The sequence below is a fragment of the Georgenia yuyongxinii genome (genome assembly GCF_006352065.1).
GTDB classification, from domain to species: Bacteria; Actinomycetota; Actinomycetes; order Actinomycetales; family Actinomycetaceae; genus Georgenia; species Georgenia yuyongxinii.
In genome coordinates, this window is the sequence record NZ_CP040915.1 from 599168 (window position 1) to 617851 (window position 18684).

The following is an 18684-nucleotide window of genomic DNA, read 5'->3' on the forward strand; positions in this document are numbered from 1 at the left end:
GGAGTTAAGCACGGCCCCTTCTCCATGTCTGCCTCGCGAAACCGAGTCGATGAGTCGGTAACTTTTGCTTGACGGCCGACAGAAGTGCTGACTAGGTTGGCGGCCATGGTCACCGAAGACCGCACCGCCGCGCCGCTGCTGCAGATGCAGGGCATCGTCAAGGAGTTTCCGGGCGCCCGAGCGCTGGACGGGGTCGACCTCGACGTCCGGGCCGGCGAGGTGCACTGCCTGCTCGGTCAGAACGGGGCCGGCAAGTCCACCCTCATCAAGATCTTGTCCGGAGCCCACCAGCCGGACGCCGGGGAGATCCGGTGGCACGGCGCCCAGGTCACCATCCCGACCCCCGTCGCCGCCCTGCACCTCGGGGTGGCGACGATGTACCAGGAGCTTGACGTCGTCGACGGCCTGAGCGTCGCGGAGAACATCTACCTCGGTCACGAGCTGTCCTCCGGAGGCCTGCTGCGCCGCCGCGAGGCGCATGCGCGCACCCGTGACCTCCTGCGCCGGCTCGGGCACACGGAGATCCCACCCGGCCGGGAGGTCGGGCGGCTGTCCGCCGCGGGCAAGCAGGTGGTCTCCATGGCGCGGGCGCTGTCCCACGACGCCAAGGTCATCATCATGGACGAGCCCTCGGCGGTCCTCGACCCCGAGGAGGTCGCCAACCTCTTCCGGGTGGTGCGCTCCGTCGTCGCGGAGGGCGTGGCCGTCATCTACATCTCCCACAGGCTCGAGGAGATCCGGCAGATCGGGGACCGGATCACCGTGCTCAAGGACGGCAAGACCGTCGCCGCCGGTCTCGACGTCACCGCCACGCCCACCGCCGAGCTCATCAAGATGATGACCGGCCGCAGCGTCGACACCGGGCTCGGCCGCCGCGACCTGGACCACTCGGCCTCCGAGCCGGTCCTGGAGGTCGAGGGACTCAGCGTCGCCGGCGAGTTCCGCGAGGTCTCCTTCACCGTCCGCGCCGGCGAGATCGTCGGCCTCGCCGGCCTCGTGGGGGCCGGACGATCGGAGATTCTCGAGACCGTCTACGGGGCGCGCCGCGCCAGCAGCGGCACCGTTAAGGTCAACGGCAGGCTCGTGCGCCCCGGGTCGGTGCCCGCCGCCGTCGGCGTCGGGATCGGGCTGGCACCGGAGGAGCGCAAGAGCCAGGGCCTCCTCCTCGACCAGTCGGTCTACCGCAACATCACCCTCTCGACCTTCGCCCGATTCGCCCGGTCGGCGTTCCTCGACGAGGGTGCGGAGCGCCGCGCGGCTCGGGAGCAGGCGAGCGCACTTCACCTGTCCCCGCCCGACGTGGACCGCCCGATGCGCACGCTCTCGGGTGGCAACCAGCAGAAGGCGATGCTCGCCCGCTGGCTCGTGCACGGCTGCTCCGTGCTGCTGCTCGACGAGCCGACCCGGGGCGTCGACGTCGGGGCGCGGGCGGAGATCTACGGGCTAATCCACCGGCTCGCCGCGCAGGGCGCCGCCGTGGTCGTGGTCTCCAGCGAGATCGAGGAGGTCCTCGGCCTCGCGGACCAGGTGCTGGTCGTCGCCGACGGCCGGATCGTCCACCAGGGGCCGGCCCGCCAGATCGACGAGCACCGTGTGCTCGACCTTGTCATGGAAGGAGCTCAGCAATGAACGAGCACCACGCCACCGGCACACCCGCCGGGACCCCTGCCGGCGCGCAAGCCACCGAGACCGCCGACCGGGACGCGGTTGGCGGAAGGGACGTCGCCCGGCGCGACCGGCTCGCCAGGCTGGGGTTCGGACGCAACCTCGGCCTGGTCATCGCCTTGGCCCTGCTGTGCGTCGTCGGGGTGGTGACCGCCGGCGAACGCTTCGTGAGCGTCGACAACATCATGACGATCCTGCGGTTCGCCGCCGTCATCGGCGTGCTCAGCGTCGGCATGACGTTCGTGATCACGGGCGGCGGGATCGACCTGTCCATCGGCTCCGTCATGGGGCTGGCGACCGTGTGGGCCACCACCCTGGCCACGCAGACCATCGCCGCCGACACCCACTGGGTGGTGATGGTCTTCACCGCGCTGGCCGTCGGCACGGTGGCGGGCCTGGTCAACGGGGTGCTCATCGCGTACGGGAAGGTCGTGGCCTTTATCGCCACGCTCGCGATGATGGTCGCCGCCCGCGGCCTGGCGGAGATCATCGCGAACAAGAGGACCCAGATCGTCACCGTGAAGCCGTTCCTGGACTTCTTCCGCGCCGACCTCCTCGGCATCCCGGTGCTGGTGTGGATCTTCGCGGTGGTGGCCGTCGCCGGGTGGGTGCTGCTCAACCGCACCACGTTCGGCCGGCGGACCATCGCCGTCGGCGGCAACCCGGAGGCCGCCCGGCTGGCCGGCATCAAGGTCCAGCGCCACACCATGTACCTGTACGCCCTCGCCGGGCTGACCGCCGGGATCGGTGCCGTCATGATGGTGGCCCGCACCACGGCGGGGTCCTCCACGAACGGCCAGCTCTATGAGCTGGACGCGATCGCCGCGGTCGTCGTCGGCGGCACCCTCCTGCTGGGCGGACGCGGCACCATCGTCGGCACCGTCTTCGGCGTGCTGATCTTCGCCACGCTGACCAACGTGTTCACCCAGAACGACCTGTCCATCTCCGCCCAGTCCGTGGCCAAGGGCGCGATCATCGTCGCCGCCGTCATGCTCCAGCAGCGCTTCGCCGCCCGCTCCCGGGCCACCTGACCACCTCTGGCCCGCCGCGCCGCGCCCCCGTGGGGCCGCGTCGCACCCGCACCACTGCTCCCGTCCGACCTACTACCCGACCCACCCGACCACAGTCACCACGGTCCCGCTCAAGGAGGAGTCTCATGTCCGTCACGACCGGCCGCCGCCTTCTCACCACCCTCGCGCTGGCAGCCTCGGCCGCCCTCGTCGCCGGGTGCACCTCGAACGAACCCGCCCAGCAGAACGAGTCCGCGACCGGCAACGGCAGCGGCAGTGCCGCCCCCGCGGGGGCCAACGACGAGCCGGGCGACACCGTCACCATCGGCTTCTCCGCCCCCGCCAGCGACCACGGCTGGATGGGCGCAATCACCTCCGCCGCCCAGGCCGAGGCGAAGAAGTACGAGGACATCGACCTCCGCGTCGCCGAGGGCACCAACGACGTGAATCTGCAGATCAGCCAGATCGAGCAGTTCATCAACGACGGCGTCGACGCCATCGTGCTGCTGCCGTTCGACGGCGCCGCCCTCACCGAGGTGGCCACTCAGGCCATGGAGGCCGGCATCACGGTGATCAACGTGGACCGGGAGTTCTCCAGCCCGTTCGCCGCCCGCACCACCGTCCTCGGCGACAACTACGGCATGGGCGTCAGCGCCGGCACGTACATCTGCGAGGAGCTCGGTGACAAGCCCGACGCCGTCGTCGCCGAGATCGCCGGGATCGACAACCTGCCCCTGACCCAGGACCGCAGCAAGGGCTTCGCCGACGCGCTCGGTGACTGCGGCCTGGAGGTCTCCAACCGGGTGGCCGCGGACTTCACCGTCCAGGGCGGCGAGGCCGCCGCGGCCAACCTGCTCCAGGCGGCCCCGAAGATCGACGCCATCTGGAACCACGACGACGACCAGGGCGTCGGCGTGCTCGCGGCCATCGACAACGCAGGCCGCGAGGAGTTCTTCCTGGTCGGCGGTGCCGGCTCGGCCAACGTGATGCGCGAGATCCAGTCCGGCGACTCGGTCGTCAAGGCCACCGTCATCTACCCCGCCACCCAGGCGGCCGACGGCATCCGGCTGGCCCGCCTGCTCGTGCAGGGCAAGGCCATGTCCGACCTGGTCGAGGTGGAGGTGCCGCGCACCGTCCAGCTCCACGCCCCGGTGGTCACCGCCGACAACGTCGAGCAGTACATCGACACCGCGTTCGAGTCCTGACGATGCCGGCCCGGCCCGGGCCACCAGCGGTGCCCGGGCGGGGGGACCGGCGCGCGTTGCCGGAGAGGGAGACAGACACCGTGAGTGAAGCAGCACGCCGCCCGTTGCGGGTGGCGATGGTGGGGTACGCCTTCATGGGGCGGGCGCACTCCCAGGCCTGGCGGGTGGGGCCACGGTTCTTCGACCTGCCCCGTGACCCCGTCATGCAGGTCCTCGTCGGCCGGTCGCCGGAGCGTGCCGCCCAGGCCGCCCGGAAGCTCGGCTGGGCGGAGGTGGAGAGCGACTGGCGCCGCGTCGTCGAGCGCGATGACATCGACCTGGTCGACATCTGCACGCCCGGCGACACCCACGCGGAGATCGCCACCGCCGCGCTCGCGGCGGGAAAGCACGTCCTGGTCGAGAAGCCGATGGCGAACACCCTCGCCGAGGCCGAGACCATGGCCGCCGCCGCGCGCGCGGCAGCCGCCCGGGGCGCGCTGTCGATGGTGGGGTTCAGCTACCGCCGCGTGCCCGCGCTCGCGCTCGCCCGGGACCTGGTCGCCGAGGGACGTATCGGCGAAGTGCGCCAGGTGCGCGCCCAGTACCTGCAGGACTGGCTGGCCGACCCCGAGGCCCCGTTGTCCTGGCGCCTGGACAAGACCAAGGCGGGCTCGGGCGCGCTGGGGGACATCGGTGCCCACATCGTCGACCTGACGCACTTCATCACCGGGCAGCGGGTTGTGGGCGTCTCCGCCATGCTCGACACGTTCGTCGCCGAGCGGCCCGTGGCAACGAGCACGGGCGCGCTGCGCGGCACCGGCGGCGCCGACCGCGGCCCGGTCACGGTCGACGACTCCGCCGTCTTCCTGGCCCGGCTCTCCTCCGGGGCGCCCGCCACGTTCGAGGCCACCCGGTTCGCCTGGGGCCGCAAGAACGCCATCAGGATCGAGGTCAGCGGCACCGCCGGTGCGATCGCGTTCGACTTCGAGGACATGAACGTCCTGAGCTTCTTCGACGCCGCCGAGGATGCCCGCACCGCCGGGTTCCGGCGCATCCTGGTCACCGAGCCGGACCACCCCTACATGGCGGCCTGGTGGCCCGCCGGGCACGGGCTCGGCTACGAGCACACCTTCGTCCACCAAGTGGTCGACCTGGTCGAGGCCGTGGCCGCCGGGGAACAGCCCACGCCGTCCTTCGACGACGGCCTCGCCGTCCAGCGGGTCCTCGACGCCGTCGAGCGGTCCGCGGCGAGCCACAGCACATTCACACCCGTGGACGACGGCGAAGCTCGCGCGGGCGCCACCGCGCCGCCCGTCGCGTCCCTCTCGAGCGAAGGAGCCTGACATGGCACGACCCGTCACGTTGTTCACCGGGCAGTGGGCGGACCTGCCGTTCGAGGAGGTGGCCCGGCTCGCCGCCGGCTGGGGCTATGACGGCCTCGAGATCGCCTGCTGGGGCGACCACCTCGACCCCTGGCGCGGCGCCGAGGACGACGCCTACATCCAGTCGCGGCTGGACGTGCTCGAGAGGTACGGGCTGAAGGTCTACGCCATCTCCAACCATCTCAAGGGCCAGGCGGTGTGCGACGACCCGATCGACGAACGCCACCGCGACATCCTGTCGGACCGGGTGTGGGGCGATGGCGAGCCCGAGGGGGTGCGGCAGCGCGCCGCCGAGGAGATGAAGATGACGGCTCGCACCGCCGCCCGGCTCGGTGTGAAGACGGTCGTCGGCTTCACCGGGTCTTCGATCTGGAAGTACGTGGCCATGTTTCCGCCCGCCAAGGCGGAGTGGGTGGACGCGGGCTACCAGGACTTCGCCGACCGGTGGAACCCGATCCTCGACGTCTTCGACGAGGTCGGCGTCCGGTTCGCCCACGAGGTCCACCCCTCCGAGATCGCCTACGACTACTGGACGACCGTGCGCACGCTCGAGGCGATCGGCCACCGGGAGGCCTTCGGCCTGAACTGGGACCCCAGCCACTTCGTCTGGCAGGACCTGGACCCGGTCGGCTTCATGTGGGACTTCAAGGACCGGATCTACCACGTCGACTGCAAGGACGCGAAGCGGCGGGTGGGCAACGGGCGCAACGGTCGGCTCGGCTCGCACCTGCCGTGGGGCGACCCGCGCCGTGGCTGGGACTTCGTCTCGACCGGGCGGGGGGACGTCCCGTGGGAGGACGCCTTCCGGATGCTCAACACCATCGGCTACGGCGGGCCCATCTCCGTGGAGTGGGAGGACGCGGGGATGAATCGGCTCGAGGGCGCCCCCGCGGCCCTGGAGTTCGTCCGAAGCCTGGCGTTCGAGAAGCCGGAGGCGTCGTTCGACGCCGCCTTCGCCGCCCGCTGAGCGTCGGCGCCTTCACGGCCCGCTGAGCGTCGGCGCCAAAGACGAGCCCCGGCCGCGGTCCTGAGACCGGGGCCGGGGCCGTCGTGGTGGGGCGTCAGTACGCCGTCTTGTCCTCGTCCGCCGTCATGTCTGCCGAGCCCTCGTCGGTGCCGGTCGCGGTCGCACCGGCCGCGGTGGCGCCGATCTGCTGCGGGGCCGGGCTGCCGCCCTTGAGCGCCGCGAGCCGCGCCTCCACCTCCGCGTTGCGGCCGTAGTCCTCCAGCTCGGCGAACTGGTCCTCGATGGAGCTGCCCTGCAGCTCGGCCTGGCCGGCCACGTAGGCCTCCTCGCGGCGGACTTGCTCCTCGAACCGGGAGATCTCGCTCGTGGGGTCGAGGATGTTGATCGAGGCGATGGCGCCCTGGACGGTCTTCTGCGCGTGCGCGGTCTTGGAGCGTGCGACCAGCTGGTCACGGCGCGACTTCAGCTCGTCCAGCTTGACCCGCATCTGCTGCAGACCCTCCTTGAGCTTGTCGACCACCTCGTTCTGCGAGGAGATCATCGGCTCGACGGCTCGGGCCTCGTTCTCGGCGGAGATCTGCTTGCCGATGGCCACCTTCGCCAGGGTGTCGAAGCGAGCAGCCTCGGCCTCGTCGCCGCGCGCGCGCACGTCCTCGGCCTTCTGCGCCGCGGCGAGGGCCTTCTGCCCCCAGTCCCGGGCGTCGGCGATGTCGGCGGCGTGGTCCTGCTCGGCCAGGCGCAGGTTGCCGATCGTCACGGCGACGGCGTCCTCGGCCTCGGCGATCGAGGAGGTGTAGTCCCGGACGAGCTGGTCGAGCATCTTCTGGGGGTCCTCGGCCCGGTCGATGAGCGCGTTGATGTTGGCCTTGGTGAGCTGGGCGATGCGGCCCAGGATGCTCTGCTTCTCTGCCATGGTGGTGCCCTTCTTGGTTGGGGTCGAGATCGTCAGGTCGTGAGTCGTGCCGCGCCGTGAGCGGCGGAACCGGGAGAGGATCAGAAGCCTCCACCTCCGCCGCTGCCGCCGAAGCCGCCGCCCCCGAAGCCACCGCCGCCGCCTCCGCCGCCGAAGCCGCCACCGCCGCCCCAGCCGCCGCCACCGCCCCAGCCGCCTCCGCCGCCGAAGAGGATGCCGCCGAGGATGAGGGAGCCGACGTCCATGCCGCCGCGCCGGCCACCGCCGAACCCGCCGCCGAAGCCGCTGTAGTCGTCGAACCGGTTGGCGTCCCGCTCGGCGAGCTGCTGCGCGCTGGCGGCCATCTGCTCCGCCTGCGTCACCCTCTGCAGCGCGGTCGCGGGGTCGGAGGTGGACAGGTGGTTGGCCTCCTGGGCGAGGCGGGCCGCCTCGGACAGACGGGTGCGCGCCTCGGAGCCGACCGAGCCGCGGCGGGTGGCGATGTAGTCGGACACGGCCCGGATCTGGGAGTTCACCCGACCCAGCCGGTCGCCGAGCTGGGCGACCGCGCGACGGTTGTTCTCGTCGGCCGCACGGGCGGGCGCGAGCGCGGCGTCGATCGCCGCCTCGGCGGCCGCGAGCCGCTGCAGCGCGGCCAGCGGGTCCCCACCTCCCCGGGCCTCGTTGCCCTGCGCGATCGCGGCCTCGGCCTCCTTGCGCCGGGCGACGACCACCGGGTCCCGGGGTGCGAGCCGGTTGGCGTCGCGCACGTCGGAGGTGATCGACACCAGTGCGGCGTCCAGGCGCGTGCCGGCCTCGGCCAGGGCCGCACCGGCGCCGTGGACGTTCTTCAGGAGGGTGTCGGCCTGACCAATGGCCTGCTCGGCCACCCGGGCGTGGGTCACCGCCGTCGGGCGGTCCCCGTCGGCGAGCTTGGCGCGGCCGTCCGCCACGGACTGCCGGGCGGAGACCAGCAGCGCCTTGGCCTGGTCGGGGTTGCCGGACACGGACGCCAGGGCGGCGACGGGATAGCGGTTGGCCAGCTGGGCGAGCTCGACGCGGGCGCTCTCGATCTCCCGGGCGACTTCCCCGGCCCGCTGCTCGAGCTCGTCGAGGATCTGCGGCGCGCGGGCCTGCATGTTGCGCAGCTTGGCGAACTGCTCGGCCTGGGCGCTGAGCGTCTGGTCGATCTCCTCGGTCAGCTGGAGAATCTCGGCGTACATCTGCCGCTGCTGCGGCTCGGTCTCCGGGACGTCGTCGTCGAGCAGCTGGCGCACGTGGAAGGCCCGCTGCGCCTTGACCTTGGCCTGGTCGAGCGCGGCGGAGAACTGGTCGGTGGCCTGCAGCCCGAACTGCGCCTTGGCGAACCCCAGCTCCTCCTCGGAGCTGCGGACGGCGTCGTCGGCCCCCACAAGGGCGGTGCCCGCCCGCTTCGCCAGCTCGGGCGTGGGCAGGGTCAGCGGGTGGCCGGGCGGCAGGGCACGCCCCGCGGGCCGCTCGCCGTCGTCCTTCTTGCGACGGAAGACCAGGAAGGCGCCGACGGCGAGGATCGCGACGACCCCGATGAGCAGCACCGTCCCGAAGGACCCGCCACCACCCCCGCCGCCGTCGCCGGAGGGGCTGCCGCCGGTCGCGAGCTCGCCCACGCCCGTGACGAACGTGGTGGCGGCGCCGGCCCAGTCACCGTCGCCGAGAAGCGGTGCGACCTGGTTGTCGGTGAAGTCCTGCAGCTCCTGCTGGCCGACCGGGGAGGCGCTGTGTCGGCCGAGCCCGTACTGACTGACGTCCACGCCGACGGCGAGGAGGATGTTGTTCGGGCCCAGCCCGGACGCCTCGGCCGTGTCCGCGGCCCACTGCTCGTTGGTCTCCCCCGAGAAGTCGTCGACGAAGGTGACGTAGACCAGCTGGCCGGTGGTGTCCTGGACCTCCTCGACGACCTGCTGGATCTCCGCCGCGTCGCCGCTCCCCAGCACTCCCGCGGTGTCCGTCACCTGCTCGGTCAGCTGCTGAGGCGGCTCGGCGGCGGCCGGGCCGGCCACGGCGAGCGCGGGAACGGTGATCAGGGCGGCGGCGCCCAGGGCCTTGAGGACGGTGACGGGTCTCACGAGGCGATCCTCGCGGTCCGGCGTGACCGGCGCAACGGTGAAAGCCCAACGTTCGCGGAGGGAGGAGAACGGGAACTGCCAGGTCACGCCGGTGCGTGCGCCGCCGGCCGACGACCCTCGCGGACGTGACCGGCGGTGACCTACCGTGTGCGGATGCGTACGTCCCTCCCGGTTCTGACCGTGATCCAGCACGACCCCGACGTCCCGCTCGGCCGTTTCGCGGCCTGGCTCGAGGGTGCTGTCGAGGTCCGGGTGGTGCGCGCATGGCTGGAGCCGCTGCCTGCTGCCAGCGGTCTCGGTGACGGGCTGCTGGTGCTGGGGGGCCGGACCAACGCCTACGACGACGAGCGCTCACCCTGGATCGCCGGCACCCGGGCCTTGCTCGCCGACGCCGTCGCCCGGGCCGTGCCGGTCCTCGGCATCTGCCTGGGGCACCAGATGCTCGCGGCGGCGCTGGGCGGCCGGGTGGAGGTCGGTGCGCCTCCCGGGCGCGAGGCCGGCCTGGTCCGTGTGATGTGGCGGCCGGAGGCCCGGGTGGACCCGGTGCTGGGTGCCGCCGTGCGGGTGGGCGAGGAGCTCGCCGACGGCGGCGACGTCCCCGCCCTGGCCGACCACGGTGGTGTGCTGCAGCCGAGCATGCACGCCGACGCGGTGGTCGAGCTGCCGCCCGGTGCGCAGTGGCTCGCGTTCTCCGCGATGTACCCGTTCCAGGCGATCCGGGTCGGCTCCGCCCTCGGTGTGCAGTTCCACCCCGAGGCCGACCCCGAGCAGCTGGGCCGGTGGGCGGCCCGCCACGGGGACGACGCCGAGGTGGTCGCGGCAGCGGCGCGCGCCCACGACGCCGAGGTGGTCGCCGTCGGCCGTGCCCTCGCCCAGGCCTTCGCCGCCCAGGTGCGGCAGGCCGCCGACGAGCACGGCGCGCACGGCAGCGTCGCCTGAGGGGTTCGCGGCCTGCACTGCCCGGGTCCACCCGGGACGGTGCGGCCGGCGGTCAGGCCCGGGTGAGGTCCTCGGCGTCGATGATCGTGTAGGCGTAGCCCTGCTCGGCCAGGAACCGCTGCCGGTGCGCGGCGAACTCCTGGTCGACGGTGTCACGGGCGACGACGGCGTAGAAGTGCGCCGTCTTTCCGTCTGCCTTGGGTCGCATGAGCCGGCCCAGGCGCTGCGCCTCCTCCTGGCGGGAGCCGAACGAGCCGGACACCTGCACGGCCACCGACGCCTCGGGCAGATCGATGGAGAAGTTGGCGACCTTGGAGACCACCAGCTTCGAGACCTCCCCGCGGCGGAACGCGTCGAAGAGCCGCTGCCGCTCGGTCACCGACGTCTGCCCGGTGATGAGCGGGGCGCCCAGGTCCTCGGCGAGCTCCTCGAGCTGGTCGAGGTACTGCCCGATCACCAGGGTCTGCTCGCCGTCGTGCTTGGCGAGGATCTGCTCGACCACCCGCACCTTGCCCGACGCGCTCGCGGCCAGCCGGTACTTCTCCTCCGGCTCGGCGGTGGCGTAGACCAGGCGGTCCCGGTCCGGCAGGGTCAGGCGGACCTCGATGCACTCGGCCGGGGCGATGTAGCCCTGGGCCTCGATGTCCTTCCAGGGGGCGTCGTAGCGCTTGGGGCCGATGAGGGAGAAGACCTCGTCCTCGCGGCCGTCCTCGCGTACCAGCGTGGCCGTCAGGCCCAGACGACGGCGGGCCTGCAGGTCCGCCGTCATCCGGAAGATGGGCGCGGGGAGCAGGTGCACCTCGTCATAGAGGATCAGCCCCCAGTCGTGGGCGTCGAGCAGCTCGAGGTGGGTGTAGACGCCCTTCCGCTTGGTGGTGAGCACCTGATAGGTGGCGATGGTGACCGGCCGGACGTCCTTGCGCGCGCCGGAGTACTCGCCGATCTCGTCCTCGGTCAGGCTGGTGCGGCGGAGCAGCTCCTCGCGCCACTGCCGCGCGGAGACGGTGTTGGTCACGAGGATGAGGGTGGTGGTCTTGGACCGGGCCATCGCCCCGGCGCCGACGATGGTCTTGCCCGCCCCGCAGGGCAGCACGACGACGCCGGAGCCGCCGTGCCAGAAGGTGTCGACGGCCTCCTCCTGGTAGGGCCGCAGGTGCCAGCCGTCCTGGTCGAGGTCGATGGCGTGCGCCTCACCGTCGACGTAGCCCGCCAGATCCTCCGCGGGCCAGCCGAGCTTGACGAGCACCTGCTTGAGGTGGCCGCGCTCGGAGGGGTGGACCACGACGTTCTCGGTGTCGATGCGCTCACCCAGCAGCCCCTTGACCCGCTTCGCGCGCAGCACCTCCTCCAGGACGGGGGTGTCCAGGGCGTGCAGGACCAGCCCGTGGGTGGGGTGCTGGACCAGCTGCAGGCGCCCGTAGCGGTCCATGGTCTCGGCGACGTCGACCAGCAGGGAGTGCGGGACGGGGTAACGGGAGAAGTCGATGAGGGCGGAGACCACCTGCTCGGCGTCGTGCCCGGCGGCCCGGGCGTTCCACAGGCCGAGCGGTGTAAGGCGGTAGGTGTGCACGTGCTCGGGGGCGCGCTCGAGCTCCGCGAACGGGGCGATGGCGCGGCGGGCCTCGATGGCGCGGGGGTGGTCGACCTCGAGGAGCAGGGACTTGTCGGACTGGACGATCAGGGGGCCGTCGGGCATCTGGCCATTGTCACCCGCCGGGGGGCGGGCGGCGTGCGGTGGTGGTCACACCTTCCGCTCGGGAGCCTCGTGAGCTCCGAGGGCCCCGCGAGCATCGAGAGCCGATCGCAGCCGGGCGGCGAACGCGGCCGCCTCGGCGTCGTCGGCGTACTTCGTGCGGGGCCAGAAGAACCCGCGCAGGCCGTCGCCCTTGGTGCGCGGGACGACGTGGGCGTGCAAGTGCGGCACGCTCTGGCTGACTATGTTGTTCACAGCCACGAAGGACCCCTGCGCGCCGAGGGCTGCGGGCATCGCCGCGGCGAGTGCCTGGGCGCTGGTCATGAACGGGACGGCCAGGTCCGGCGGCAGGTCGGGCAGCGTGGCGACGTGGCGGCGGGGTACCAGGAGGGTGTGGCCCTTGAAGACGGGCCGGATGTCGAGGAACGCCACGGTGTGCTCGGTCTGGAGGACCACGTGCGCGGTGGTCTCGCCCGCGACGATCCGGCAGAAGGCGCACGCGGCGCCGGTGGGGCTCACTCGAGGAGCCCGGGGTCGTCGGGCACGTCGACCGCGTGCTGCTGGAGCAGCTCCAGGGGCACGACCTCCAGCGCCCGCTCGTGGGTGCACGCGAGCACGACCGGCGCGGCGCAGCTGTCCTCGTAGGCCTGGAGCCACCGCACCGCCACCACGCACCACCGGTCGCCGGGGTGCAGGCCGGGGAAGAGCCACTCCGGCCGCGGGGTGACGAGGTCGTTGCCGTTGAGGCCCTGGTGCTCGAGGAACTCCGCGGTCATCACGGCGCAGATGCTGTGGTTGCCCAGGTCGCCCTCGTCGGCGCTGCACCGGCCGGTCCGGTAGTAACCGGTCACCGGGTCCGTGCCGCACTCACCCAGCTCGCCGCCGAGGACGTTGCGCTCCGCCATGGCGCGATCATCCCGGGTGGTGGGCGGGCTCGCGAGGTGTGCCACCCTGGCGGTGACCGGGCGAAGGGGCGGGGATGAAAAAGGTAGCCACGCGGGCGGCGGTGCCGGCGTTCGAGGTGATGACGATCCTGGACCGGGTGGCGCAGCTGCGTGCCGCCGGCCGGGACGTGATCTCCTTGTGCGCGGGCGAGCCGTCGGGTGGGGCGCCCGACGCCGTCCACCGCCTTGCTGCCCAGGCGCACACCGCCCGCCTGGACCTGGGCTACACCAGCGCCCTTGGCATCCGGCCGCTGCGCGAGGCGCTCGCCGCGCACTACCGCTCCTGGTACGGGCTGGACGTCGCACCCGAGCAGGTGGCGGTCACGACCGGCTCGTCCGGTGCCTTCGTGCTCAGCTTCCTCGCCGCCTTCGACGCCGGGGACCGGGTGGCGCTGGCCCGGCCGGGCTACCCCGCCTACCGCAACATCCTGCGGGCGCTGGGCTGCGTGGTGGTCGAGGTGGACGCCGGCCCGGCGGACCGGTTCCAGCCCACACCGGCGGTCCTGGACGCGGTCGTGGCCGCGTCCGGCCCGCTCGACGGGCTGGTCCTCGCCTCGCCCGCCAACCCCACCGGCACCATGGTCAGCCGGGCCGAGCTGGCCGGCCTGACCGCCTGGTGCTCACGCAACGGTGTGCGGCTGGTCAGCGACGAGATCTATCACGGCATCACCTACCCGGCCGACCCCGCCGCGGCCGACGCCCGCGGCGTCTGCGCCTGGGAGCTCGACCGGAGCGCGCTCGTCGTGTCCTCCTTCTCCAAGTACTGGGGGATGACGGGATGGCGGCTCGGCTGGGCCCTCATGCCCGAGGACCTCGCCACGTCGATCGACGCGCTCGCGGGCAACGTCGCCCTCTGCCCGCCGGCGCCGGCCCAGCTCGCCGCCGTCGGCGCCTTCACCCCGGACGCGTACGCGCAGGCCGAGGCCCGCGTGGCCGAGTTCGCCCGGACCCGCGAGGTGCTGCTCGGGCAGGTCGACCGGCTCGGCTGGGGCCCGGTCGCCCCCGCGGACGGCGCGTTCTACCTCTACGGCGACCTCGGCGACCGCCTGGGCCCGTTCGCCGACTCGGCGGCCTGGTGCCGGGCCCTGCTGGAGGAGCAGGGTGTCGCCGTCGTGCCGGGTGGGGACTTCGACGCCGTGGGCGGCGGGCGCTACGTCCGGCTCTCCTTCGCGGCCGGTGCGGAGGCGGTGACCGCGGCCGTGGACCGGATCGTCGCGTTCCAAGAGGCGCACGGCTGACCTTCGCGCCCGCGGCGCCCCTCTCCGTGCTCCTCACGCCGCCGCCGGGAACGGCCTCCCGAAGAGCTCCTGCGTGCGGCGACCCTCGGCCCAGCCCGGGTCCCACGGCCACTGCCCCGCGTGGTTGCTCCACACCACCTGCAGCCCGTTCACCTGTCGCGCCCCGCGCAGCCCGTAGATCTCCTGCGCCATGGCGAGCCGGCGCGGGTTGTTGACCCGCAGCACCTGGTAGCGGTGGCTGCTGAAGCTGGTGATGACGTCCCCGGCCCGGTACCGGTGCCCCTCGCGCACGTGGGTGGCAAGCTCGTCGAGCAGCGGCTGGGCGTCTGGCCCGTCCAGCCCGCTCATCACCAGCTCGGGATGGTCGTGGAACCGGGTCAGCCCGACGGTGTAGCTGAACGGTGGGCTGTTCGGCCCGCGCTCGACGCCACACACGGCCCACCCCACCGCCTGGATGGTGTCCAGGAACCACTTGCGGATGTCCTCGTCGGACCACCCGTCGCACTTCCAGCACATATCGACCTCCTCGTCGTCTGGCTCTTGGGGTCGACGTTAGGAGCGGCCACCCACACGCCCCGGGTGCGCCGGGTGGCCCTGTGCACAAGGCGCCGTGGCAGCACGTGAACGAGTGCCTCCCGGGCTGCGGCACGGCCACACGCGGCGGTCGGCCAGCCGCTAGGCGCCCGGCGCGGCCGCGACGGCGGAGATGCGGTGGATCGCGACGGTCATCTCGGTCTCGCGCTCCACGTCGGTCACGCGGACCCGGCCGCCGTCCACGTGCACGGGCCGGACCCGCCGCCGCTCCGGGCGACCGGTGGCACCGACGAGCACGATCTCCACCATCGCGCCGGCGGCCGCGGCCTCACGCAGCACCGCCAGGGCGTGGACGGGGTCGGTCGCGGCCGGGGCCGCCTCGCCGCCCCGGGCGGCATCCCGGCGGATCCGCTCCTCACCCGTGCGCATCCGGGACGTGACGGCCACCAAGTCCGCCTCGTCGAGGACGCGGGTGTATGTGCTGGTGGCCGCGCCGGGGAAGGTGGGCAGCCCCCGGGCACCGCCGCGCCGGCCGCGGCTGCGGGCCCGGGCGAGGCGGCCCGGGGAGCCGGCGGGCACCGTCGTCCCGGAGGTAAGGGACCTGCCGAGGCCGCTGAGCACCACGGCCCCGTCCGGTCCTTCGAGGACGGGGGCCAGGCCGGCGTCGTGCAGGGCGTCGAGCACGTCGCCCGGCGGGGCGGGCGAGACCAGGACGGTCGGCGCGATCGTGCGCAGCGCCAGGTCCGCCAGCGCCGGGTTGCCGACCAGCGTGGCCGCGGCCGCAGCGTCCTCGACGCGCAGGTAGGCGGCCGCGGCGCCCACCCGCACCTGCCCGTGCCGGCGGGCGCCGTCGCGGACCAGGTACTCCAGCGGCTGGGGCAGCGGCGTGCGGGAGCGCTCGGCGAGGGCCGCGAGCAGCTCGTCCGCGCCCAGGCCGGCGTCCAGCGCGCGGCGCACGGACTCCGCGGTGAACCGGACGGTTAGGGCGGCGCCGCGGGACTCGGCCTCGGCGCACAGAGACAGCAGGTCGGCCAGGCCGGGTTCTGGCCGGCCGGGCACGACGGCGGTGAGGTCGCCCTGGACGAGCAGGTCGCCCACGGGCTCCGGCAGCGCCCGCTCCAGCGCCCGAGCGACGGCGGCCAGCCCGCCGCCGTCGAGCAGTGTCCGGCCCGGCGCCGTCAGGGCGCCCGCACCGGTCAGGCCGAGCCGGCCGGCCTCGCGCAGGACGGCGCCGACCGTGCTGACCGGTGCCGTGGCGCGCGGCCGGTGCCAGGCGAGCGTCTCGTGGACCTGTGCCGGGGTCGGTCCGGCACCGGCCGGGAGGTCGGCGAGGACCCGCAGGGCCCGGCCGCGCAGCTCCATCGCCCATCCGCGTTCGAGGGTCGGTTCGAGCGCCGCCCGAAGGGTGCCGGGGTCGGACCTGGTGCCGACGAGCCAGGGGGTGCGCGCGGAGCGCAGCCACGCGGCCGCCAGCTGCGCCCACCGCACGGGCAGCGGGTCCTCGAGCCAGTCCAGCGCCGCGCGGGACGGGCCCCAGGCGACCGCCTCGTCGCCGTCCTGCGTGAGCAGCCCGGCCATGGCGGCCAGCTCGGCCACCGCGGCGGCAGCGGCCTCGTCGATCTCGAGCGCCCCGGCGGTGCGGCGCAGCTCGCGCACCCCGATGCCGCCGGTGCGCAGCACGGTGGCGGGGGTGTCGTGCCAGGTCTGCAGGAGCAGCCCGACGAGCCGGACGATCTCCTCCGCCGCTCGGGCGCCCTCCGCCTCGACGACCGTCGCCGGCATGGTCCTCAGGTTCTCCGGTGCCGGGGGCGTCGGCGGCTGGGCGTGGGTGCGGCCGCCCCGGGCGGCGAGCGCGACCTCCCGCGGCAGGACGAGCTGGGTGGGGGAGAGGCGGTGCAGGATGCCCCGTTCAAGGAGCCACGCGGCGCCATCGGGCAGGTGGTCGGCGCCGACTGTGCCGACCGGTGGCCCCCAGGTCAGGGCGTCGAGGACACCGACGGCGGCGGCCGGGGCGTCGCGCAGCGCGGCCTTCAGCGCGGTCGCGGTGGTCGGTGGCGCGGCGGGTGGGGTGCCCAGCTCGGCCAGGGTGGGGCCGAGGCCGGCCGGGTGCGGCCCGAGGGCGTCGACCAGGGCGGGCACGGGCAGGTCGGCGACCAGCAGGGCGAGGTCGGTGAGCCGGCGGTGTGCTGGTGCCGCGTCGAGCCCGACGGCCCTGGTCAGGGCCACCGCCGTCGGACGGCGCAGCGGGGCCAGCGCCACCGCGGCCTCGGCGACCACGAGCTCGGCGGCGTCGAGACCCGTCAGGGCCCGCTCGACGCTCGGCCGGGTGCCCGCGCGGGCGGCGAGCGCGGTGAGGGACGAGGGGGCCGGGACGGCGAGGTCGGGGCGCGCGCGGAGCAGTGCGGCCAGCCCGGCATCGTCGCGCCGGGCCAGCGCCGTGCCGAGCGTCGCTCCCGTCGCGGTCGCCGCCCGGGGCGTCGTCGAGGAAGCCATCCGCACCACACTACGGCCGACGGCGGCACCCTCGCTCCCGGCGGAAAGGCGCACGAGGCGGGACTACGGCCCGGTATCCTGGGCGCAGGAAGTGGCGCCGGCGACGTCGGCGCCTTCGTCACGTAGTGGAACAAGTGAGGTAGCCCCGTGCCTACCGGCAAGGTCAAGTGGTACGACGCCGCCAAGGGCTTCGGCTTCATCGCCGCCGATGACGGCGGTGAGGTCTTCCTGCACGCCTCCGCGATGCCCACGGGCACGGCGCCGAAGCCGGGCGCCAAGGTCGACTTCGGGGTGGCCGAGGGCCGTCGCGGCCCGCAGGCGCTCTCGGTCACGGTGCTCGAGGAGCCGCCGTCGGTGGTCCGCGCGCATCGCAAGCCGGCCGAGGACATGGTCCCGATCGTCGAGGACCTCATCAAGGCGCTCGACCGCACCTCCAACTCGCTGCACCGCGGCCACTACCCCGACAACAGCAAGCAGATCGCCCAGCTGCTGCGCGCGGTCGCGGACCAGTTCGACCTCTGAGCGCGGCCGGCCGAGCCTGCATCGCCCACCACCTAGACTGTGCGCGTGCCACCTGCCATCAAGACGCCCCGCATCACCGCCCGCGCCGGCAAGGAGACCGTGCTCGCCGGCGCCGGAGCCATCGAGCTCGCCCGCAACGCCGCCGAGGAGCTGGCCCAGCCGGGTCAGGTCGGTGAGCACCGCGGGATGGTGGTCGAGGGTGAACGACTGGTCACCCACGTGTTCGAGGCGCTCGTCCCCGGCTACCGCGGCTGGCACTGGGCCGTGACCGTGGCGCGCCCGCCCCGCGGACGCGCGGCCACGGTGTGCGAGGTGGAGCTGCTGCCCGGCGACGGCGCGCTGCTGGCGCCGGAATGGGTGCCGTGGGCCGAGCGGCTGCAGCCGGGCGACGTCGGCCCTGCCGATGCGCTGCCGTACCTGGCGGACGACCCGCGCCTGGAGCAGGGCTACGAGGCCACCGGCGAGGACGCCGACGTGCTCGCGATCTATGAGCTCGGCCTCGGCCGGGCCCGCGTGCTCTCGACCGACGGTCGCGCCCAGGCGCTGACCCGCTGGTACGACGGCGATCATGGCCCGCACGCGCCCGCCGCGAAGGCGGCCAAGGCGCCGTGCTCCACCTGCGGTTTCTTCATGAAGCTCGCGGGGTCCCCGCGCACCGTCTTCGGGGTGTGCGCGAACGAGTGGTCGCCCGACGACGGCCGGGTGGTCTCGACGGACCACGGCTGCGGGGCCCACTCCGAGACCGACGCGCCCCGGCCCGCCGCGCTGTGGAACCCGTCCGAGCCGGTGATCGACGAGCGCGACCTCGAGGTCCTCAGCGCCCACGCCGTCGCCCCGGAGATCGTCGAGGTCGCCGACGCGGGAGCGCCCGGTGAGCCCAGCGAACCGGCCGAGCCCGACCTGCCCGGCCAGATCGCCCTCGAACAGGACGCCGAGGCCACCGCCGACGCCGTCCCCGACCTCGACGCCGAGCCGGCGCCGAGCACGGACGTCGACGCCCCCTCGCCGAGCACGGACGTGCCGGCGACGTCCCAGCACTGAGGCCTCCGCGCCCGCGACACCCACTGCCAAGGCGAGGGCGGCGCACCCGCCGTCCGCGGCGATGACATGATGCGG

General features: G+C 73.7%; 16 protein-coding genes. 9 read left to right on the plus strand and 7 right to left on the minus strand.

The window, feature by feature from the left end; translation table 11 throughout:
• The first annotated feature begins 105 nt into the window (after positions 1-105).
• The 5 genes from FE374_RS02770 to FE374_RS02790 all read left to right on the plus strand — a co-directional run bounded on the left by FE374_RS02770 (position 106) and on the right by FE374_RS02790 (position 6208).
• Positions 106-1629, plus strand: a complete 1524-nt coding sequence (locus FE374_RS02770) for a sugar ABC transporter ATP-binding protein (protein WP_139927137.1) — start codon at positions 106-108, stop codon at positions 1627-1629.
• On the plus strand, positions 1626-2696 hold the full coding sequence (locus FE374_RS02775; protein WP_139927138.1) for an ABC transporter permease: 1071 nt from the start codon (positions 1626-1628) through the stop codon (positions 2694-2696). Before FE374_RS02770 ends, FE374_RS02775 begins: the two co-directional genes overlap by 4 nt.
• 125 nt (positions 2697-2821) lie before the next feature.
• Complete coding sequence (locus tag FE374_RS02780; RefSeq protein WP_139927139.1) at positions 2822-3880, plus strand: substrate-binding domain-containing protein; 1059 nt, start codon at positions 2822-2824, stop codon at positions 3878-3880.
• Positions 3881-3996: 116 nt separating this feature from the next.
• Positions 3997-5202 carry a Gfo/Idh/MocA family protein gene (locus FE374_RS02785; protein ID WP_139931275.1) on the plus strand — a complete coding sequence of 402 codons (1206 nt, stop codon included), beginning with the start codon at positions 3997-3999 and terminating at the stop codon, positions 5200-5202.
• A 1-nt stretch (position 5203) separates the two neighbouring features.
• A complete protein-coding gene (locus FE374_RS02790) occupies positions 5204-6208 on the plus strand; it encodes a sugar phosphate isomerase/epimerase family protein (RefSeq protein WP_139927140.1) in 1005 nt (334 codons plus the stop codon).
• Between the two features lie 94 nt (positions 6209-6302).
• Here the strand turns inward: FE374_RS02790 and FE374_RS02795 are convergent, their stop codons facing one another.
• Complete coding sequence (locus tag FE374_RS02795) at positions 6303-7121, minus strand: PspA/IM30 family protein (RefSeq protein ID WP_139927141.1); 819 nt, start codon at positions 7119-7121, stop codon at positions 6303-6305.
• 80 nt (positions 7122-7201) lie between these two features.
• Positions 7202-9205, minus strand: coding sequence for a TPM domain-containing protein (locus FE374_RS02800; protein ID WP_168205551.1), 2004 nt, complete (start codon positions 9203-9205; stop codon positions 7202-7204).
• Between the two features lie 153 nt (positions 9206-9358).
• Here FE374_RS02800 and FE374_RS02805 point away from each other — a divergent pair, with 153 nt between their 5' ends.
• Positions 9359-10144 carry a type 1 glutamine amidotransferase gene (locus tag FE374_RS02805; protein ID WP_139927143.1) on the plus strand — a complete coding sequence of 262 codons (786 nt, stop codon included), beginning with the start codon at positions 9359-9361 and terminating at the stop codon, positions 10142-10144.
• Positions 10145-10196: 52 nt separating this feature from the next.
• On the opposite strand, the gene FE374_RS02810 is transcribed toward FE374_RS02805, so the two are convergent.
• The 3 genes from FE374_RS02810 to FE374_RS02820 are packed head-to-tail and all read right to left on the minus strand — an operon-like array spanning position 10197 to position 12742.
• Positions 10197-11840 carry a DNA repair helicase XPB gene (locus FE374_RS02810; protein WP_139927144.1) on the minus strand — a complete coding sequence of 548 codons (1644 nt, stop codon included), beginning with the start codon at positions 11838-11840 and terminating at the stop codon, positions 10197-10199.
• Between the two features lie 45 nt (positions 11841-11885).
• Complete coding sequence (locus FE374_RS02815) at positions 11886-12356, minus strand: HIT family protein (protein WP_139927145.1); 471 nt, start codon at positions 12354-12356, stop codon at positions 11886-11888.
• Positions 12353-12742 (minus strand): DUF2237 family protein, encoded by a 390-nt coding sequence (locus FE374_RS02820; protein ID WP_139927146.1) that lies wholly within the window; start codon positions 12740-12742, stop codon positions 12353-12355. The genes FE374_RS02815 and FE374_RS02820 overlap by 4 nt, the downstream gene beginning before the upstream one ends.
• A 74-nt stretch (positions 12743-12816) precedes the next feature.
• Here FE374_RS02820 and FE374_RS02825 point away from each other — a divergent pair, with 74 nt between their 5' ends.
• Entirely contained in the window at positions 12817-14019 is a 1203-nt protein-coding gene (locus FE374_RS02825; RefSeq protein ID WP_139927147.1) for an aminotransferase class I/II-fold pyridoxal phosphate-dependent enzyme, read from the plus strand.
• A 33-nt stretch (positions 14020-14052) separates the two neighbouring features.
• Here the strand turns inward: FE374_RS02825 and FE374_RS02830 are convergent, their stop codons facing one another.
• Entirely contained in the window at positions 14053-14535 is a 483-nt protein-coding gene (locus tag FE374_RS02830) for a DUF4262 domain-containing protein (protein ID WP_139927148.1), read from the minus strand.
• A gap of 159 nt (positions 14536-14694) precedes the next feature.
• Positions 14695-17046 (minus strand): helicase-associated domain-containing protein, encoded by a 2352-nt coding sequence (locus FE374_RS02835; protein ID WP_139927149.1) that lies wholly within the window; start codon positions 17044-17046, stop codon positions 14695-14697.
• 147 nt (positions 17047-17193) lie between these two features.
• On the opposite strand from FE374_RS02835, the gene FE374_RS02840 reads away from it, so the two are divergent.
• Positions 17194-17568 carry a cold-shock protein gene (locus FE374_RS02840; RefSeq protein WP_139927150.1) on the plus strand — a complete coding sequence of 125 codons (375 nt, stop codon included), beginning with the start codon at positions 17194-17196 and terminating at the stop codon, positions 17566-17568.
• Between the two features lie 45 nt (positions 17569-17613).
• A complete protein-coding gene (locus FE374_RS02845; RefSeq protein ID WP_168205552.1) occupies positions 17614-18609 on the plus strand; it encodes a DUF3027 domain-containing protein in 996 nt (331 codons plus the stop codon).
• Positions 18610-18684: the final 75 nt, after the last annotated feature.